The sequence below is a fragment of the Halorhabdus tiamatea SARL4B genome, from assembly GCF_000470655.1.
Taxonomy (GTDB): domain Archaea; phylum Halobacteriota; class Halobacteria; order Halobacteriales; family Haloarculaceae; genus Halorhabdus; species Halorhabdus tiamatea.
Genome location: NC_021921.1, coordinates 1,534,673 through 1,551,753 on the forward strand (window position 1 = coordinate 1,534,673; position 17,081 = coordinate 1,551,753).

The following is a 17,081-nucleotide window of genomic DNA, read 5'->3' on the forward strand; positions in this document are numbered from 1 at the left end:
TTCCGCGGCTTTTTTCCGGTGGGGCCCGTCGGAGCACACAATGACCCATCTGGAGATCACGCAGGACGAACCGGCCGAGGCGACCGACGGCGTCTGGCTGACCTGCATCGAGTGTGGCGAACATTTCCCGCCGTTCGAGGGGATCCGCTACACGTGCGACGAATGTGGGGGGCTGCTCGAAGTTCGATACGCCGACCTGCCGACCTTCGAGGACTTCGGCGACGACGAGTCGGCGTTTCACGGCGGCGTCTGGCGGTACAGCGACGCCCTCCCCTTCGACGAAGGTGTCTCGCTCCCGGAGGGCAACACCCCGCTGCACGACGTCCCGCGTCTCGAAGACGAGATCGGCGTCGAACGCCTGCGGGTCAAACACGAGGGGATGAACCCGACGGGGAGCTTCAAGGACCGCGGGATGACCGTCGGCGTCCGGGTCGCCCAGGAAATCGGCGTCGATCGGCTGGCCTGTGCCTCGACGGGCAACACCTCCGCCGCGCTGTCGGCCTACGGTTCCCGTGCCGGACTCGAGGTGCTCGTGCTCCTGCCGGCGGGGAAGGTCGCCGCCGGGAAGATCGCCCAGGCAAGCTTGCACGGCGCACGCATCCTGGAGGTCGACGGCAACTTCGATCGGTGTCTGGACATCGTCAAGGACCTGGCCGACCGCGGCGAGGCCTACTTGCTCAACTCGCTGAACCCCTTCCGGCTGGAGGGCCAGAAGACCATCGCCCTCGAGATCATGGAGCAGTTTCGTGCCGAGGAAGGCCAGTTCCCGGACCGGATCGTGTTGCCGGTCGGCAACGCGGGTAACACCGCTGCGCTGTACAAGGCCTTCCGCGAACTCGAAACGACGGGGGCGATCGACGAGAACCAGATTCCGAAGATCACGGGCGTCCAGGCCGCGGGGTCGGCCCCGTTGGTCGAGGCGATCGAGGAGGGCTGGGACCACATCGAGCGCTGGGACGACGTCGAGACCAAGGCGACAGCGATCCGGATCGGTAATCCGGTCAACGCGCCCAAAGCACTGCCGGGGGTCCGCGAGACCGGCGGGACGGCCGTCGCCGTCAGCGACGAGGAGATCACCGACGCCCAGCGATCCCTCGCCGAGGAGGGGGTCGGCGTCGAACCCGCCTCCGCTGCCTCGATCGCCGGCCTCCGAACACTCCGGGCGGAGGGCGTCGTGGGTGACGACGAGCAGGTGGTCTGTCTGACGACCGGCCATCTCCTGAAGGACCCCGACGCGGCCGCCGAAGCCGGAACCGATCCCGAACCGGTCCCCGCCGACACCGACGACGTCCTCGAACACCTGCGATCCTGACTGGCGTCGGATGGGGGAGCGGCGTGGCTACGTCTTGCACGGGACGGACGGACGTCTGCCGGCGTTTTTTCCGGACCAGACACCACTAGACTGTGCTATGTCAGATGATATCTATTCGCAGCCGACATCAGTCGATCGATCGCCGTCGTCGGGCCACTCCGTTGACGGGGCGGTGCGGGCCGGAGACGAGGCGGAACGGGGCCACATTGAACAGACGGATTCCGTCCGGTGGGCGCGTATTGATCGCGGTGGATCACCGATCGACGAGCCGTCTCCGACCCACCGGGCCGTCGCCGCCAGAGACCGCCTGTGGGATTCCTACCGGGGTGAGACGGAAGACGGGTGGTTCGTCTGGCGTGCTCCAGGCGATGACCAGGGTGGTGGGAGGGACTGATCCGGCAGTGCTGAACGGCTCTGCCGTCACTCGCGGGCGTTCTGCCCGTTGAGTTCGACGACGGTCGTCTCGAGAATCCGGTCGTCGTCGTTGAGCGCGGCCAGGACGTCTTCGCCTGGTTCGTCGTCTAAGTTGTACACCGACAGCGCCTCGCCACCGATGGCTTCTCGCGCGTTGAACATCCCGGCGATGTTGACGTCGAACTCGCCGAGGACCTGCCCGACGAAACCGATAACGCCGGGTTCGTCGGCGTTGCGGACGATCAGCATGTGGCCGTGGGGGATCGCCTCGACCCAGTAGCGGTCGATGCTGACGATGCGCGGTTCGCCGTCGGCGAACTGCGTGCCCTCGACGCTGAGTTCGTCCCCGCCGCCGCTGACGGTAACGGTCACCAGGTTCTGGAAGTCCGGGGCGTCTCGAATCGTCGAGACGTCGACATCGATGCCATGTCGGTCGGCGACGTGGCGGGCGTTGACCTGGTTTGCGTCCCAGCCCAGCGAGTCGAAGACGCCGGTGAGCCCGGCGGCCGTGATTGGTTCGACCGTCTCGGTGACGATATCTCCGGCGTACTCGATAGCGACAGTCTCGAGGTCGCCCTCGAACAGCTGGATCGCGATCCGGGCGACCGTCTCCGTCAGGTCGGCGTAGGGTTTGACGACCGGGTAGGCGTCCGGCGGGATCGACGGCACGTTGACGGCGTTCGCGACTGGCTGTCCGTCGAAGGCCGCGAGCACCTGCTCGGCGACACCCGTCGACTCTGCGTTCTCGGCAGCCGTTGTCTTGGCGACCGCGGGCGTGACGATGATGTCCTCGACGTCCCGGAGCGGACTGTCGTCGGCGAGCGGCGCTTCGGCGACGGCGTCGACGGCTGCGCCCTGGAGGTCGCCGTCCTCGACGGCACTCGCGAGCGCCGCTTCGTCGACCGCCTCGCCGTCCGACCCGTTGACGAGATAGCCGTCGCCGAGTGCGTCGAGTTCGTCTTCACCTAGCTCGATGTCTCCACCGTGGGTGTGTACCGAGAGGAAATCAGCCTGCTCGAGACAGGGTTCGAGATCGACGCTGTCGGCACCGATCTGTGCGATTCGTTCGCCGTCGGCGTCGGGTGCGTGGACGGCGACGTCGAGTCCGAGGTTGTCGAGCCGTTTCGCGACTTCCTGGCCAACGCTGTCGAACCCGACGAGTCCGGCGGTCTTGCCGTCGAGTTCCGAGCCGATGATGTCTCCTTTGGCCCACTCGCCGTCTTTCAGTCTGACGTGGCCCTGTGGGATGCCCCGGGCAGTCGCAAAGAGGAGGCCGATGATGTACTCGGCGACCGCCCGGACGTCGGCTTCCGGACCGTTGGCGACGATGACGCCGCGTTCGGTCGCTGTGGCGACGTCGATTCTCTCGACGTCGATCCCAGTCCGAGCGACGATCTGTAGGTCCGTTGCACGTTCGAACACGCCCGCGGGAACCGGCGTGTCCTCGTCGACGATCAACGCTGCCGCACCCTCGGCAGCGTCGGCCAGTTCGTCAGGGTCCGCCTCGACGGTCCGAACGTCGTGGCCTGCATCTGCAAGCGCCGCCAGTCCCGTCTCTTCGACGGAACCAGTCACTACGATCTCCATATTGGGGGTGACACTGCCGGTCGGCATAACGCTTGTTTTCTCTCGGCGAACCGGGAAGTCCTCGACTCGGACCCGACAGATCGAACCGTCCCGGACACCGGGGGTACTCACGTTGCCTCGACCGCCCCTCGCGGAAAAACAGTTTGTCGCCCTGACTCCTACCGCCAGGCGGACAGCGACGCGCTGTCCGCAAGCGGTACGGAGAGATACGCGTCGTCGCGGGTGACGTCGGCGATGACGAATACGGCCTCCTCGTCTCGCTCGACGGCGGCCATGACTTCACCGTCCACTGCAGCGTCTGCCGCGAGCGCGTCGGGCTCTTGCGACATACTATGTGAGTTGGTAACACTCATACATAAACGTGCCGAAAACCCACGAGGACGCGGGAATTTGTCTGACGCGTGACTGACGAGCGGACAGCTGGCTCGCTTGAGAGCCCACCGCCTGGATGTGTAAGGACTTAGTAGGAGGAACGTGGAGTGTTTTCCAGTATGAACGTCGCTGACGTCATGACGCCGCGAGACGAGGTCGTCACGGCCGAGTTGCCCGGCACCCGCGACGACGTCCTCGAGTACCTTCAGGAACGGCAATTCTCGTCCGTTCCGGTGATCAAACGGACCGATTCGGGCGAGGAGTGTCGTGGCCTCGTCACGCGGGACGCCTTGATCGAACATCCAGACGAAGACCAACTCGCGATCCTCGTCGAGGAGGTACCGACGACGACTTCCGGGACGAACCTGGCCAGCGTCGCGCGGACCATGGTCGAGACCGGTGAGCGCCGGATTCCGGTCGTCGACGGGGAATTCGAGGGGATCGTCACGGTGACGGACATCGTTCGCGCGATCGCCGAGGGCGGCGTCGACGACGGCGATCGGCCGGTCGGCGATCTGGCTCGACGGGACGTCAACTGCGTCTACGCCGGCGCGCCGCTGGGGGTCGCCGAACGCGAACTCTCCCACGCCGACGTCCCCTACGGCGTCGTGCTCGACGACGACGCCGAGGTCGCCGGCATTCTGACCGAGGTCGACGTGATCGACGTCGCCGAAGTGGTCGAGGGCGAGGCCGAGACAGGCGAGTCGATCGCCAACCAAGACGACGAGTGGATGTGGGAAGGGATCAAGGCCGTCGGGAACAGCTACATGCCGACCCGGAACGTCGTCTTCCCCGACGAGCCAGTCAGCGAGTACATGACGGGTGACCTCGTGACCGTCGGCAGTCGCCGGACCGCAAAGGAGACGGCCCAGCTGTTGATCCGTCACGACATCGAGCAGATCCCGCTGGTATCGGGTGACGACCTCGCGGGTATCGTCCGCGACATCGACGTGATCAAGGCGCTACGATGAGTGGGGTCAGCGCCGAGGCCCTGGTCGAACTCGCAAAGCGGCGGGGCTTTTTCCTCCAGTCCGCGGGTGCCTACGGCGGTGTCTCCGGGTTCTACACCTTCGGCCCGCAGGGTGCCGCCATGAAGCGAAACGTCGAGGACACCTGGCGTGAACGCTTCGCGATCCAGGAGGGCCACATGGAGGTCGACGCGCCGACGGTCCTGCCAGAACCCGTCTTCGAGGCCTCTGGCCACCTCGACGGTTTCGACGACATGCTCGTCGAGTGCCCCGAGTGCGGCCAGTCCCACCGGGCCGATCACATCGTCGAGGACGATCCCGACACCGGGATCGAGGAAGCCGAGTCGCTGGCCCCCGAACGCGTCGAGGAGGTCATCGCCGAGTACGAACTCGCGTGTCCGACCTGCGGGACCGGGCTCGCCGGCCAGGCCATCGAGCAGTTCAACCTCATGTTCGAGACGACGATTGGGCCGGGCTCGTCCTCGCCGGGGTATCTCCGGCCCGAAACCGCCCAGGGAATCTTCATCGAGTTCCCGCAACTCGCCGAGTACGCCCGCAACCAGCTCCCCTTCGGCGTCACCCAGATCGGCCGGGCCTACCGCAACGAGATCAGTCCCCGGAAGTCCCTGCTCCGCGTGCGGGAGTTCACCCAGGCCGAACTGGAGCTGTTCGTCGATCCCGACGCGGACGACGTTCCGGACCTTTCGGCGGTGGCCGACGTGACCGCACAGTTTTACTCCGCCGACGCCCAGGCCGAGGCCGACGGCGAACCCGTCGAGATGACTGTCGGTGAGGCGTTCGACGAGGGTGTCGTCGCCGACCCGTGGATCGCCTACTACCTGGGCGTCGCCGCCGAGTGGTACGCCGCCATCGGCGTCGACATGGATCGGTTCCGCTTTCGCCAGCACCGGCCGGGCGAACTCGCCCACTACTCCGAGGACTGCTGGGACGCCGAGGGCGAGGTCAGCGATCCGGGCGAAGACCCCGACTGGATCGAACTCGGCGGGTTCGCCTACCGCGCCGATTACGACCTCTCGAAACACGATGCCCATTCCGACGAGGACTTCACGGTCTTCAAACAGTACGACGAGCCGGTAAGTGTCGAAACGCCGACGGTCGATCCGGCGATGGGCTATCTCGGTCCCGAGTTCGGCGGTGCGGCGGGCAACGTCGCGGCGGCACTCGAAGCACTCGCCGAGGACGAACCCGACGCCTTCGACGGCGAGGACGTCACGGTCGACGTCGACGGTGAGTCATACACCGTGCCCGTCGAGAAAACGGGCTTCGCGATCGAGGAAGTCACCGAGTCCGGCGAGCACATCACCCCCCACGTCGTCGAGCCCTCGCTGGGGATCGACCGGGCGCTCTATACCGCGCTCGATCACGCCTATCGCGAGGACGAGGTCGACGGCGAGGAGCGGACCTACCTCGAACTCCCGCCGGAAGTCGCGCCGACTACCGTCGGCGTCTTCCCGCTCATGGACAAGGACGGCCTGGGCGAGCGCGCCCGCGAGATCGCCGCCGAGCTTCGGACGGCGGGCTTCTCGGTGGCCTACGACGACTCGGGGGCCATCGGCCGGCGGTACCGTCGCCAGGACGAGATCGGTACGCCGTACTGCGTGACCGTCGACTACGATACGCTCGAGGACGCCAGTGTGACGATCCGAGATCGTGATAGTACCGACCAGACCCGCGTCGCCGTTGCGGACCTCGACTCGACGATCGAGTCCCTCGTCGACGGCGAGACGACCTTCGACGAGCTCTGAAACCGTGGTCCCGGACGTTCTCGATCGGATCGACGACGAAGTCACCCGCCGGCTCGTCCACGCGAGCACGAGTGCGCTTCCGCTTGCCTACGTGTACGTCGCGGAGATCTCCTGGCGACACGTCCAGGCGTTTCTGGTCCTCGCGATGGTGGGCGCGCTCGGCCTCGAGATCGTCCGGCTGTACGTCGGCCTGGAGTGGTGGATCTTCGATCGGCTCACCAGGGAGTACGAACAGGAGAACCTCGCGGCGTACTTTCTGGGCGGGGTCGCGCTGACGCTGGTCGCGTTCGCCTTCCCGCCGCCGGGAGCCGACCCACTCTTTTCAAGCCCGATCGACCCCTCTCCGGTGGCAGTCCCGGCGATGCTCATGCTCACGATCGGCGACCCCTTCAGCGGCCTGCTCGGCGCTGGCGAACTCCGTTCTGTCAAGCAGACGTGGGTACTGCTGGCTACATTCGGCCTCACGACGCTCATCGCGAGCGCGTTCGTCCCGCCCGCTGGTGCGATCCTGGGTGGGCTGGCGGCGACCGCTGCTGACGGGGCCAAACCCGTCGTCCGGGGGTACGTCGTCGACGACAACCTCACGATCGCACCCGCCGCGGCCGTCACGATGTTTCTCGCGATCGAATACCTCCCGGCACTCCCGTTGTGACCGCGTTCCGTCCGCGAGCTCGCCGACGACACGCTTCACTTTCACCCTGGTACGAGAACGCTTAACCGCAATCGTCACGAATCAGCGGACAGATGGCGGCAACTGACGCGACTGCGGAGTCTATCGATCGCCCGCTCGTCGAGCCCGGGGTCTTAGAGCAGCGAAGCTACCAGACCAAACTGGCCGACGCCGCCGCGGCCGATCACACGCTGGTCTGTCTCCCCACCGGACTGGGCAAGACGGCGGTCAGCCTGCTGGTGACCGCCGAGCGCCTCCACGAAGTCGGCGGGAAGTCACTCTTGCTCGCGCCGACCAAACCGCTCGTCCAGCAACACGCCGACTTCTATCGCGAGGCTCTCACGATCGACGACGAGGAGATCGTCGTCTTTACCGGGGAGGTCCGGCCCGACGACCGCGCAGAGCTGTGGGAGTCGGCGACCGTCGTCGTCGCCACGCCCCAGGTCGTCGAGAACGACCTGCTGGGCTCGCGGATCGATCTCTCGCCGGTGACCCACTGCACCTTCGACGAGTGCCACCGCGCGAGCGGCGAGTACCCCTACACCTACATCGCCGAGCGCTATCACGAGGAGAGTGTGGACCCGCTCGTGACGGGCATGAGCGCCTCGCCCGGCGACGACGAGGAGGCCATCCTCCAGGTGTGTGACAACCTCGGCATCCGCGAGGTCGAGGTCATGACGAGCGAGGACGCCGATGTCGAGGCCTACACCCACAACACGAGCGTCAACTGGGAACGCGTCGAGCTGCCCGAACCGGTCGTCGAGATCCGCGACGCCCTCCAGGACGTCATCCACGACCGGATGACCCAACTCAAGGAACTCGGCGTGACGTCCTCGACTCAGGCCGACGTTTCCGAGCGCGAGATCCGGAAGATCCAGGCCAAGCTCCGGGAATTGATGGACAACGACCAATCTGAGGGCTACCAGGGGATGAGCCTGCTCGCCGAGGTCCGGAAGCTCCGGACGGCCGTGACCTACGCCGAGACCCAGAGCGTCGAGAGCCTGCGGCGGTACCTCGAACGTCTCCGGGAGGCCGCACGGTCCTCCGGAGCCTCGAAGGCCGATCAGCGACTCATCAGCGCGCCGAAAGTCCGGGAAGCCCGCCGGAAGGCCGAGGACTTCGACGACCTCCACCCGAAGTTCCGCCGGACCCGGATGCAGATCGCCGAGACGCTGGGCATCCACGACGGCGAGCGCGTGATTGTCTTCACCGAATCCCGGGACACCGCCGAGACCCTGACGGACTTTCTGGCCGAGCATTTCACCGTCGAGAAGTTCGTCGGCCAGAGCGACACCGACGGCAGCGACGGCATGACCCAGACCGAACAGCAGGAGACCCTAGAAGCCTTCCGGGCCGGCGAGTTCGAGGTGCTGGTCTCGACCAGCGTCGCCGAGGAGGGGCTGGACGTCCCCGAGGTCGATCTCGTCCTCTTCTACGAACCCGTCCCGACGGCCATCCGGTCGATCCAGCGCAAGGGCCGGACCGGTCGCCAGACCGAGGGGGCGGTCGTGGTCCTGATCGCCGAGGACACCCGCGACGAGGCCTACTTCTGGAAGGCCCGCCAGGACGAGAAGCGCATGGAGGAGGAACTCCGGACGCTGAAGGAGATGGCCGGCGACATCGAGAGCCACCTCCGCGAACAGATGGGGTTGGAGGGATACGAGGAGACGTCCCCGGAATCGGACGATACGACCGCTGGAAGTAACGCGGTGGAGGCGGTCGAGACGACTGACGACCCGGCAGACGCCGACGATGATGACGAGCAAACCGTTCAGGGAGCAGCCGATGGCGGTGAGGGCGACGGCCAGACCGGCTTGGACGCGTTCGCGGCGAGCGACGATGGCGTCACCGAGTCTCCGACGGGGGAAGCTGACGACCAGCCAGACCAGGACGAAGAAACGACGGTTGCGACGGCCGATGGCGAAGACACCATCGAGGTCGTCATCGACCAGCGCGAACTCGATGCCTCGATCGGGCGGGACCTCTCGCGTCGCGACGGGTTCGAGACACGCCTGGAGACGCTGGAGGTGGGCGACTACGTGCTCTCGGATCGCGTCGTCGTCGAGCGCAAGACGATTTCGGACTTCCTCGACACGCTGACGGGCGGCGATCGCTCGATGTTCGAGCAGGTCAAAGACGACGCCCGCTATTACGACCGGCCGGTCGTGATTCTGGAGGGCGACGGACTCTACGAGGAGCGCAACGTCCACCCCAACGCGATCCGCGGTGCGCTGGCGTCGCTGGCGGTCGACTTCGGCGCGAGCGTCCTCCGGACCGACGACGAGAGCGGGACGGCCGACCTTCTGGCGACGATCGCCACCCGAGAGCAGGAGACCGACGATCGGGAAATCAGTGTCCACGGCGAGAAGGGTTCGAAGACCCTGCCCGAACAACAGGAGTACGTCGTCGCCTCGATCGCCGACGTGGGGCCGGTCACTGCCCAGGCACTGCTCGAACACTTCGGCAGCGTCGAGGCGGTGATGACTGCCGGCGAGGCGGATCTCCTCGACGTCGAGGGTGTCGGCGCGGTCACCGCCGAGCGGATTCGAGAAGTAGTTGGCAGCGAGTACCAGCCGTAGACTCGCTTACGGTTTTGTGGCGGCGCTACGGAATGATCTCGGCGATGCGCTGTGGCTCACCGGACAGCGACGGCTCCGGATCGACCAACTGGAGCACCTCGTGGTCGGTCACGTCGGGGTAGGACTTGCCGACCGCGTCCTCGATCATCTCCTTGTCGAGGCGGAAGTCCGTCCCCTCGTAGACGACGTCGACGCCGGTTTCGTCGAAGGACAGAGCAGTCATACCCGGGAATTGCGCGCTGGCGAATATAAGCTTCTTGGAGAGTCGGGACGTCCTCGCCACACCGTCAGACACCCGTCAGACGCGTGCTGGGGGTTTAAGACGGTAGATTACACAGTTACGAACGTGCTGCGATCGACGCCGCTCGAGGAGCTGGTGATCCCCGACGGGACGACCGTCGAGGAGCACGACCTGGTCACCGACGGCGACGTGGTCGTCGGCGGCCAGAGCACCGTCGAGTTCGGCGTCCGGGGGAACACCGTCATCGCTGGCGAGCGCACCCGTTTCGGCGGCCACATCGAAGCCGAAGGCGACTGCCGACTCGACATGTGGTGTGACGTCGCCGCGGACGTCCTCGTCGGCGAGGACGCGTATCTGGGCGAGCGCGTCCACATCGGCGGCGAGTTGAAGGTCGCGGGGGATCTCGACATCGGCGACGACGTCGACATCGACGACGGCTTCGAGGCCAACGGCTGGATCGTCATCCGAAACCCGATGCCGACGATCGTCTTCCTCTTTGTCTACCTCAGCCACCTCTTGCGGATCGGCGAGGAGGACGCTGCCGAGGACGTCCTGGCGGCGGCCCTGGACGCCGACCGGGACGCCCAACCGCTACTCGTCCCCAGGGGGACCCACGTCAGCGACGACGCCTGGCGCGTCTCCGCGCCGGCCCGCATCGGCGACGACTGCCGACTCCACGGCAACCTCCGGGCCGAGTCACTCACGGTCGGCCGGGACACGATCGTCTTCGGCTCTCTCCGGGCGAAAGACGACCTCACGGTCGGGCGCGCGACCGAGATCAAAGGCGACGTGACCACCCGAAACGGGACCGTCTCGATCGGCCCCGGCGTCCACGTCTGGGGTGACGTCGCGGCCGAGAACGTCAGGCTCCACGAGAACGCCACGGTCGACGGGACGATCCGGGTGGCCGACGAGATGGAGATGCACACGGACAGCGTCCTCGACGACGCCGACGAGGCGGCCGAGGCGATGGCTGCGGTCGCTGCCGATCTCGACGAGACGGCCTTCGTCGACTCAGACGGTGCTCCCGATCGGGCAGCCGACGAACCCCCGGAAGACGAGGCGGATTCGTCTTCGTCATCGGACGAGGCGGGCTCGACTCCGTCCTCGGACGAGGCGGGCTCGGAGACTGTCTCTCCCGAGTCGTCGTCCGGCGAATAGCCGCTCGGACTCGGTGCGATCGACGTCTCGCCGAGTCGGTCTTTCTGCTGTCGGAGTTCCGTCGAAAAGAGTGCTCCCCTCTTCACCTCGTGTCGTCTCCCTACTCGGTCTCGTAGCGATCGAACAGGTTCGAGAGTTGCTGTGCGCGCATGCTGAGGGTCTTGGCGTTGACGTACATCTCCCCGAGCGCGAGGGTCTGTTCCTCGGCGACGGCGGCGACGCTCTCGGCTTCGTCCATGTTCTCGCGGCTGATCTCGGCGGCGCTGTCGGCGATGCTCGCGACCTCCTCGCTGGAGGCGGCCTGGTCGTCGGTCGCGTCGCTGATCTCCTTGATGCCGCTGGTGGTGTCCTGGACGTGATTGAGAACTGATTCCATCGCGTCGAGCCCCTCGGTCATCGTCTCCTGACCCTCGCTAACCGTCTCGCGCATCGTCTCCATCTCTTCGACTGTCTGGGTCGTCTGCTCCTGGATGTCGGTGATCAGGTCTTCGATCTCGCCGGTGGCGTCTTTGGTCTCCTCGGCTAAGCTCTTGACCTCGTCGGCGACGACGGTGAAGCCGTTGTTGTCGCCGTTGCTCGCGTGGGCGGCCTCGATCGAGGCGTTCAGCGCGAGGATGTTGGTCTGCTCGGCGATGTCGTCGATGAGATCGACGATCTGTCCGACTTCGTCCATCCGTTCGTCGAGGGTTTCGACAGTCTCGACGACGTGTTCGGTCTGGTCGTCGACTTCGTTCATGGCGTCGCTGACGTCGCGGGCGGCCTCGATACCTTCGACCGTCCGGCGCTCGGTCTGGTCGGCCTTCTCGGTGACTTCGTCCGAGGAGGCAGCGATTTCCTCTATCGTCGCCGACATCTCCCCCATCTCCTCGGAGATCTGGGTCACTTGCTCGTGTTGCTCGTGGAAGGCGTCGGCGATGTCCTGGATGCTCTCGGCCATGTTCTCGGACGCCTCCCGGACGGCCTCGGTCGCCGTCGAGACCTGTCCGCTGGAGTCGGCGACGTCGTCGCTGAACTCGTCGGCCGCCCGGATCGTCCGCTCGAAGGCGACGACCATCTCGTTGAATTCCGCGGCGAGGTCGTTGAGGTCCTCCGACTCGGTGTCTTCGCCGAGTCGGACCGTCAGGTCCCCGTCGCTGACGTCGCCGATCGACTGGGTGTACGCCCCCACGCGATCCCCAAGTCCACCGTCGTCGACGATGCGCGTCCCACCGTCCGGCGTCACCTTCGCTCGGGCCGGTGACGGCGGCGTCCCCATTCGAAGTGACTCGATCGTCCCGCGTGCGTCCGCGAGGTCACGCTCGAGAGCCGCGCGTTCGTCTTTCAGCCGAGAACGCTCGGCTTCGAGGGTAGCAACCTGGGATTCGAGCCCTGTCCGTGCCGACTGAAGCGACGCAATGGAACTCGAGATGTCGGTGAGGGCGAGCGCGAGCGCCGCGCCGGCGAGCACGAAGCTCCCACCGGCCAGGAACGGATACGCCGACGACGGCGCGACGAACGGCAACGCGGCCTGGACGACCGCGTGTGCCAGTTGGAATCCAAGCGCTACCCGCGTCTCTCGCGTGAGGGGGCGTGCCATGACTTATCCTTGATAGAAGACCCATAAATATCCTTCTACCGTAACTGACACACGACTGTGACTCGGGACAGAACTGACGGACAAAAAGACAGTAGGGCGGACGTCTCTCGGCGTCAGGCGTCGAGCTCGAGGTCCTCGGCGCGACCGTCGATCCACTCCTGAAGTTCTTCGATCGCTTCCTCGCCCTTCTCCTCGTCCTTGAAGAGGTGTTTGAACCGGCCCTGGTTTTCGAGCCACTCCCGGACCGGCTTGCGGTCGCGGATCTTATTTACGCTCGTGATCTCGCCGTCTTCCATCTCGAAGACCGGGAACAGTCCGGTCTCGACGGCAAGCTCGGCCATCTCGACCGTCTTCGAGGACTCGTAACTCCAGCCGACCGGACACGGGGCATAGACGTGCAGGAACTTCGGGCCGTCACGCGAGAGCGCCTCCTCGACCTTCTGCTTGAAGTCGTGGGGGTTCGAGATCGACGCGGTGGCGACGTACTCGACGCCGTGGGCCGCCGCGATCGAGGCCATGTCCTTCTTGTTGGTGTCGTTCCCGATCGACTCCTGGCCGGCGGGCGAGGTGGTCGTCGACGCGCCGAAGGGCGTCTGGCTCGAACGCTGGACGCCCGTGTTCATGTACGCCTCGTTGTCGTACATGATGTAGAGGACGTCGTGCCCGCGCTCCATCATGCCCGATAGCGCGCGAAAGCCGATGTCGGCGGTCGCGCCGTCGCCGCCGATGGCGATGATGTTGAGGTCGTCCTCGTCCTGGACGTCGAGGTGGTCAGGGTCACGGCGGTCGAAGGACTGGTAGGCCGCTTCGACGCCCGCAGCGACGCTCGCTGCGTTCTCGAAGATGTTGTGGATGTAGCTCGTCCCCCAGGAACTCTCGGGATAGGGGGTCGAGACGACCTCCATACAACCCGTGGCGTTGGTGACGATGGTGTTCTCACCGGCCGCTTCGGTGATGTACTTCATCGCCAGGGCGGGGCCACACCCGGCACACGCGCGGTGGCCCGGGTTCCAGAGTTCCTCGCCATGCTCGACCTCGTCGGTGTAGTCCTGATCCTGTAAGTCTGAACTCATTATTGGTCACCTCCCGTCTCGAGGAGTTCTTCACGGAGCTGTGGCCACGATTCCTGCTCGTCGAAGGTCATCGGGGCCGAGGCCTCCATAGTCTCCTCGATCATCGCGCCGATGCCCTCGGCAGTCACGTCACGACCGGCCATGCCGACGACGAAGCTCTTGATCGGCGGCTGGTACTCGGCGTGATACAGCGTGCCCTTGATCTCGCCGGCCAGCGCGGACTCGTAGCCGGGGGACATCTCCTTGGTCAGGACCCCGACGGCCTCGGCGTCACCGAGCGCATCGCGGATCTCCTCGGTCGGGAACGGCCGGTGGACGCGCGGGCGGACGAGCCCGACGTCGACGCCCTGCTCGCGGTACTCGTCGATGACGCCGCGGATCGTCCCCGCGATCGACCCCAGCGCGACCAGCAGGTAGTCGGCGTCCCCGTGGTAGGTGTCGAGCATGCCGTTGTACTCGGTGTAGTCCCGGCCGAAGACTTCCTTGAACTCCTCGACGGTCTTCGCCCAGACGTCCTTGGACTCCATCATCGCCGCCTGGATCTCGTAGCGGGCCTCAGTCCAGTGCTCCGGCCGGGCGTAGGCACCCATCGTCTTCGGGTCCGAGGGGTCGAGCGTGTATTCGGGGTCACGCGGCGGGAGGAACTCGTTGACTTCCGCCTCGGTCGGGATGTTCGCGGGTTCCTGCACGTGGGTCAGGATGAACCCGTCGAAGTTCGAGAGCACGGGCAGGTTGACCTGCTCGGCGACCCGAAAGCCCATCAGCACGTGGTCGATGGCCTCCTGGACGTCCTCGGCGTGGAACTGCAGCATCCCGCCGTCCCGTTCCGCGAAGGCGTCGGTGTGGTCGGCCCAGATCGACAGCGGGGCCGACAGCGACCGGTTGGCGACCGCCATCACGATCGGCAGGCGCATGCCCGCCGCCGTAAACAGCGGTTCGCTCATCAGTTTCAGCCCCTGGCTCGACGTCGCGGAGAACGCGCGAGCGCCGGCCGCCGACGCGCCGATACACGTCGAGGCGGCGTTGAACTCGCTGTCGACCTTGATGAACTCGCTGTCGAGTTTCCCGTCGGCGACGAGTTCCGAGAGCTTCTCGACGACGCCCGTCTGGGGCGTGATCGGGTACGCCGAGACGACGTCGGGGTCGGCGGCCATGACGCCCTTCGCCACGGCCGAGGTCCCCTTCATCACTTCCTGCTCGTCGGAGGGGTTGGGTTCAGCTTTTGCCATCGTTATTTCTCCTCCCGGATCATCTCGATCGCATCAGTCGGACAGACTTCCGCACAGATCCCACAGCCCTTGCAGTAGTCGAGATCGAACCCGTAGAAGTCCTCGCCTTCGACCGGCTTGGCCGCCTGGTCCGGACAATACGTATCGCACTGTCCACACCCGATGCAGGCGTCGACGTCGATGACGGGCTTGAACTGCCGCCAGGACCCCGTCTTGTTCGTGCGCGAGGTGTTCGGTTCCGCGACGGCACCGGTCGTGATCGTCAGGTTCTTGTATGGATCGTCTGTTTGACTCATGCTGATACCTCCGTGAAGGCGTCGTTGGTTGCGGCGACGTTCTGCTCGCCGATCTCGCCGCCGAACTTGCGGGTGATGACGGCTTCCATGCTGTCCTGGCCGAGCAGGCCGGTCGCGCCGGCGAAGGCCCCGAGCAGGGCCGTGTTCATGATCGGGCGACCGAGGTGTTCTAAGGCGATCTCGGTCGCGTCGACCGTGACGACCTCGGCCTCGGTCTCGAGATCGAGGTCGCCGGGATCGGCGTCGGTGTTGACCAGCACGAGGCCGTCCTCGTTGAGCCCGTCGGTGACGTCGACGTACTCGAGGAGGCTCGTGTCCTGGACGATGACGAAGTCGGGCTCGTCGACCTGGCTGCGATCCGTGATCTTCTCCTCGTCAAAGCGCGCGAACGCCTCGACGGGCGCGCCCCGTCGCTCGACGCCGAACGCCGGAAACGCCTGTGCCCACGTCCCTTCTTCGTGTGCTGCCTGTGCCAGTAGCTGTGCCAGCGTGACCGAACCCTGGCCGCCACGACCGTGAATGCGTATTTCTTCCATTGTGATCACCGTGATAGAGTGAAACCGAGCGTGCGATGGTGGGCTCCTGGCTGATCCCGTCCGCCGTGTCGTCGCACGTCGTCGGTCATCGGAGACTCCACCTACTACACTGTATGTAATACATTATAACTAAAGTATACCCCCAAAATTCGGGGTGTTTAAGGGCAGTACGTCCAGTTTTTCACGATTTACCCCGAACGTATGTAAGGGAACCGATTGTTCTAAATTATCTTTTGTTATAATTAAGCGACAGCTACGGGGCGGACTTCCGGGGTTGTGGAATCGGAACTGTCTCTCAGGCCCCGCCGCTCGCAAGCGCTTGCAGGTCTCGGAGCGACTCGACGACGTGTGTCGGGTCACCCTCGCCGGCGGGTCGATCGCCGTCCCGGACCAGCAGCGCCGAGTCTGCACCGCATCGATCGGCCGTCTCGACGTCCGAGAGCCGGTCGCCGACGAAGAGCGTCTCGGCCGGTTCGACCCCGAGTTTGTCGAGGGTCGACTCCAGGTAGTGGGGATCGGGCTTCATTCGATCGTAGCCGGCGAGCGTGGGCGTTCGGCCGCGGACGGCCCCAAAGGCCTCGCCCCAGTCGAAGTGCTCGCGGACGAACCGGACGGTGCCGTGGCGGTTGTTGCTCACGATTCCCAGCGTCGCGCTCTCGGCCAGCCGTGCGAGGACCTCGACGTCCTCGAAGGGTTCGCGCTCGCCGGCCGTGATCCGCTCGTTCTCGAGGACTGTCGAGGCGTGTTCGCGATAGCCCCAGAACGCCTCCGGTGGAAGTCCGTGCTGGTCACAGAACTGCCGGACTTCGCCGGTATCGTCCGGGTTGATCAGGTTCTCTGGGACGGCTTCAACGGTCACGTCGAAGTCAGCGAGTGTCTCCCGGGCGGCTTCACGGTAGACGGCGGGGGCTGTGTGATACCCCGTCAGGAGGACACCGTCCAGGTCGAAGACGATGGCGTCGTAGGACACGGATACCCCTCCTTCGGGCAACTCCCAGGTAGCTGTTGTGATTGCGGACCGGAGAGCCATGCTCGTGGGGCCGACACGACACCGTTCGCTACTGGCGAACAGTACCCCCGAGCCCCCAGCGATTCGACACGGCGGGGACCAGAACGTGCGCACGACGCCCCGACGAACGCCTCGCGTGACGACCACTCACCGCGCCGATCAGTCCGACGACGGGTCAGAATCGTCGTCGTCGAGTCCGAGTGCCGACTTGACCCTGTCTATGATCCCCGTGTCTGACATAGACATCCGTGGAGTATTTTACACCAGTTACTTATTATTTTCGTACACGACG

At 65.6% G+C, this 17,081-nt stretch carries 16 protein-coding genes; 7 read left to right on the plus strand and 9 right to left on the minus strand.

What is annotated here, in order from left to right; all coding sequences use genetic code 11:
* Nucleotides 1-40: 40 nt before the first annotated feature.
* On the plus strand, nucleotides 41-1,312 hold the full coding sequence (gene thrC / locus HTIA_RS07635) for a threonine synthase (RefSeq protein WP_008527712.1): 1,272 nt from the start codon (nucleotides 41-43) through the stop codon (nucleotides 1,310-1,312).
* 97 nt (nucleotides 1,313-1,409) lie between these two features.
* Nucleotides 1,410-1,706 carry a hypothetical protein gene (locus tag HTIA_RS07640; RefSeq protein ID WP_008527711.1) on the plus strand — a complete coding sequence of 99 codons (297 nt, stop codon included), beginning with the start codon at nucleotides 1,410-1,412 and terminating at the stop codon, nucleotides 1,704-1,706.
* A gap of 26 nt (nucleotides 1,707-1,732) precedes the next feature.
* Here the strand turns inward: HTIA_RS07640 and HTIA_RS07645 are convergent, their stop codons facing one another.
* Complete coding sequence (locus HTIA_RS07645) at nucleotides 1,733-3,313, minus strand: NAD(P)-dependent oxidoreductase (protein ID WP_008527710.1); 1,581 nt, start codon at nucleotides 3,311-3,313, stop codon at nucleotides 1,733-1,735.
* A gap of 158 nt (nucleotides 3,314-3,471) precedes the next feature.
* Nucleotides 3,472-3,642, minus strand: a complete 171-nt coding sequence (locus HTIA_RS16820) for a DUF7556 family protein (RefSeq protein WP_008527709.1) — start codon at nucleotides 3,640-3,642, stop codon at nucleotides 3,472-3,474.
* Between the two features lie 162 nt (nucleotides 3,643-3,804).
* Between HTIA_RS16820 and HTIA_RS07650 the strand changes: the two genes are divergently transcribed.
* The 4 genes from HTIA_RS07650 to HTIA_RS07665 all read left to right on the plus strand — a co-directional run bounded on the left by HTIA_RS07650 (nucleotide 3,805) and on the right by HTIA_RS07665 (nucleotide 9,668).
* Nucleotides 3,805-4,656: a CBS domain-containing protein gene (locus tag HTIA_RS07650; RefSeq protein ID WP_008527708.1), complete on the plus strand. Its 852-nt coding sequence runs from the start codon at nucleotides 3,805-3,807 to the stop codon at nucleotides 4,654-4,656.
* Nucleotides 4,653-6,419, plus strand: coding sequence for a glycine--tRNA ligase (gene glyS, locus HTIA_RS07655; protein ID WP_008527707.1), 1,767 nt, complete (start codon nucleotides 4,653-4,655; stop codon nucleotides 6,417-6,419). The genes HTIA_RS07650 and glyS overlap by 4 nt, the downstream gene beginning before the upstream one ends.
* 28 nt (nucleotides 6,420-6,447) lie before the next feature.
* Nucleotides 6,448-7,071 carry a diacylglycerol/polyprenol kinase family protein gene (locus HTIA_RS07660; RefSeq protein ID WP_044951038.1) on the plus strand — a complete coding sequence of 208 codons (624 nt, stop codon included), beginning with the start codon at nucleotides 6,448-6,450 and terminating at the stop codon, nucleotides 7,069-7,071.
* Between the two features lie 92 nt (nucleotides 7,072-7,163).
* The gene (locus tag HTIA_RS07665; RefSeq protein ID WP_008527705.1) at nucleotides 7,164-9,668 is read left to right on the plus strand and encodes a DEAD/DEAH box helicase; all 2,505 of its coding nucleotides are present in this window, start codon (nucleotides 7,164-7,166) and stop codon (nucleotides 9,666-9,668) included.
* 25 nt (nucleotides 9,669-9,693) lie between these two features.
* Here the strand turns inward: HTIA_RS07665 and HTIA_RS07670 are convergent, their stop codons facing one another.
* Nucleotides 9,694-9,891, minus strand: coding sequence for a DUF5800 family protein (locus HTIA_RS07670; protein ID WP_008527703.1), 198 nt, complete (start codon nucleotides 9,889-9,891; stop codon nucleotides 9,694-9,696).
* 123 nt (nucleotides 9,892-10,014) lie between these two features.
* On the opposite strand from HTIA_RS07670, the gene HTIA_RS07675 reads away from it, so the two are divergent.
* Nucleotides 10,015-11,070, plus strand: a complete 1,056-nt coding sequence (locus tag HTIA_RS07675; RefSeq protein WP_008527701.1) for a polymer-forming cytoskeletal protein — start codon at nucleotides 10,015-10,017, stop codon at nucleotides 11,068-11,070.
* 100 nt (nucleotides 11,071-11,170) lie between these two features.
* Here HTIA_RS07675 and HTIA_RS07680 read toward each other — a convergent pair whose 3' ends face one another.
* The 6 genes from HTIA_RS07680 to HTIA_RS07705 form a co-directional block, all read right to left on the minus strand.
* A complete protein-coding gene (locus tag HTIA_RS07680) occupies nucleotides 11,171-12,646 on the minus strand; it encodes a methyl-accepting chemotaxis protein (RefSeq protein ID WP_008527699.1) in 1,476 nt (491 codons plus the stop codon).
* 113 nt (nucleotides 12,647-12,759) lie between these two features.
* Complete coding sequence (locus HTIA_RS07685; RefSeq protein ID WP_008527697.1) at nucleotides 12,760-13,719, minus strand: thiamine pyrophosphate-dependent enzyme; 960 nt, start codon at nucleotides 13,717-13,719, stop codon at nucleotides 12,760-12,762.
* Nucleotides 13,719-14,948, minus strand: coding sequence for a pyruvate ferredoxin oxidoreductase (locus HTIA_RS07690; protein WP_008527696.1), 1,230 nt, complete (start codon nucleotides 14,946-14,948; stop codon nucleotides 13,719-13,721). The genes HTIA_RS07685 and HTIA_RS07690 overlap by 1 nt, the downstream gene beginning before the upstream one ends.
* Before the next feature lie 2 nt (nucleotides 14,949-14,950).
* A complete protein-coding gene (locus tag HTIA_RS07695) occupies nucleotides 14,951-15,244 on the minus strand; it encodes a 4Fe-4S binding protein (protein WP_008527695.1) in 294 nt (97 codons plus the stop codon).
* Nucleotides 15,241-15,780 carry a pyruvate ferredoxin oxidoreductase subunit gamma gene (locus HTIA_RS07700; RefSeq protein ID WP_008527694.1) on the minus strand — a complete coding sequence of 180 codons (540 nt, stop codon included), beginning with the start codon at nucleotides 15,778-15,780 and terminating at the stop codon, nucleotides 15,241-15,243. The genes HTIA_RS07695 and HTIA_RS07700 overlap by 4 nt, the downstream gene beginning before the upstream one ends.
* 295 nt (nucleotides 15,781-16,075) lie before the next feature.
* A complete protein-coding gene (locus HTIA_RS07705) occupies nucleotides 16,076-16,750 on the minus strand; it encodes an HAD family hydrolase (RefSeq protein WP_008527693.1) in 675 nt (224 codons plus the stop codon).
* Between the last annotated feature and the right edge of the window lie 331 nt (nucleotides 16,751-17,081).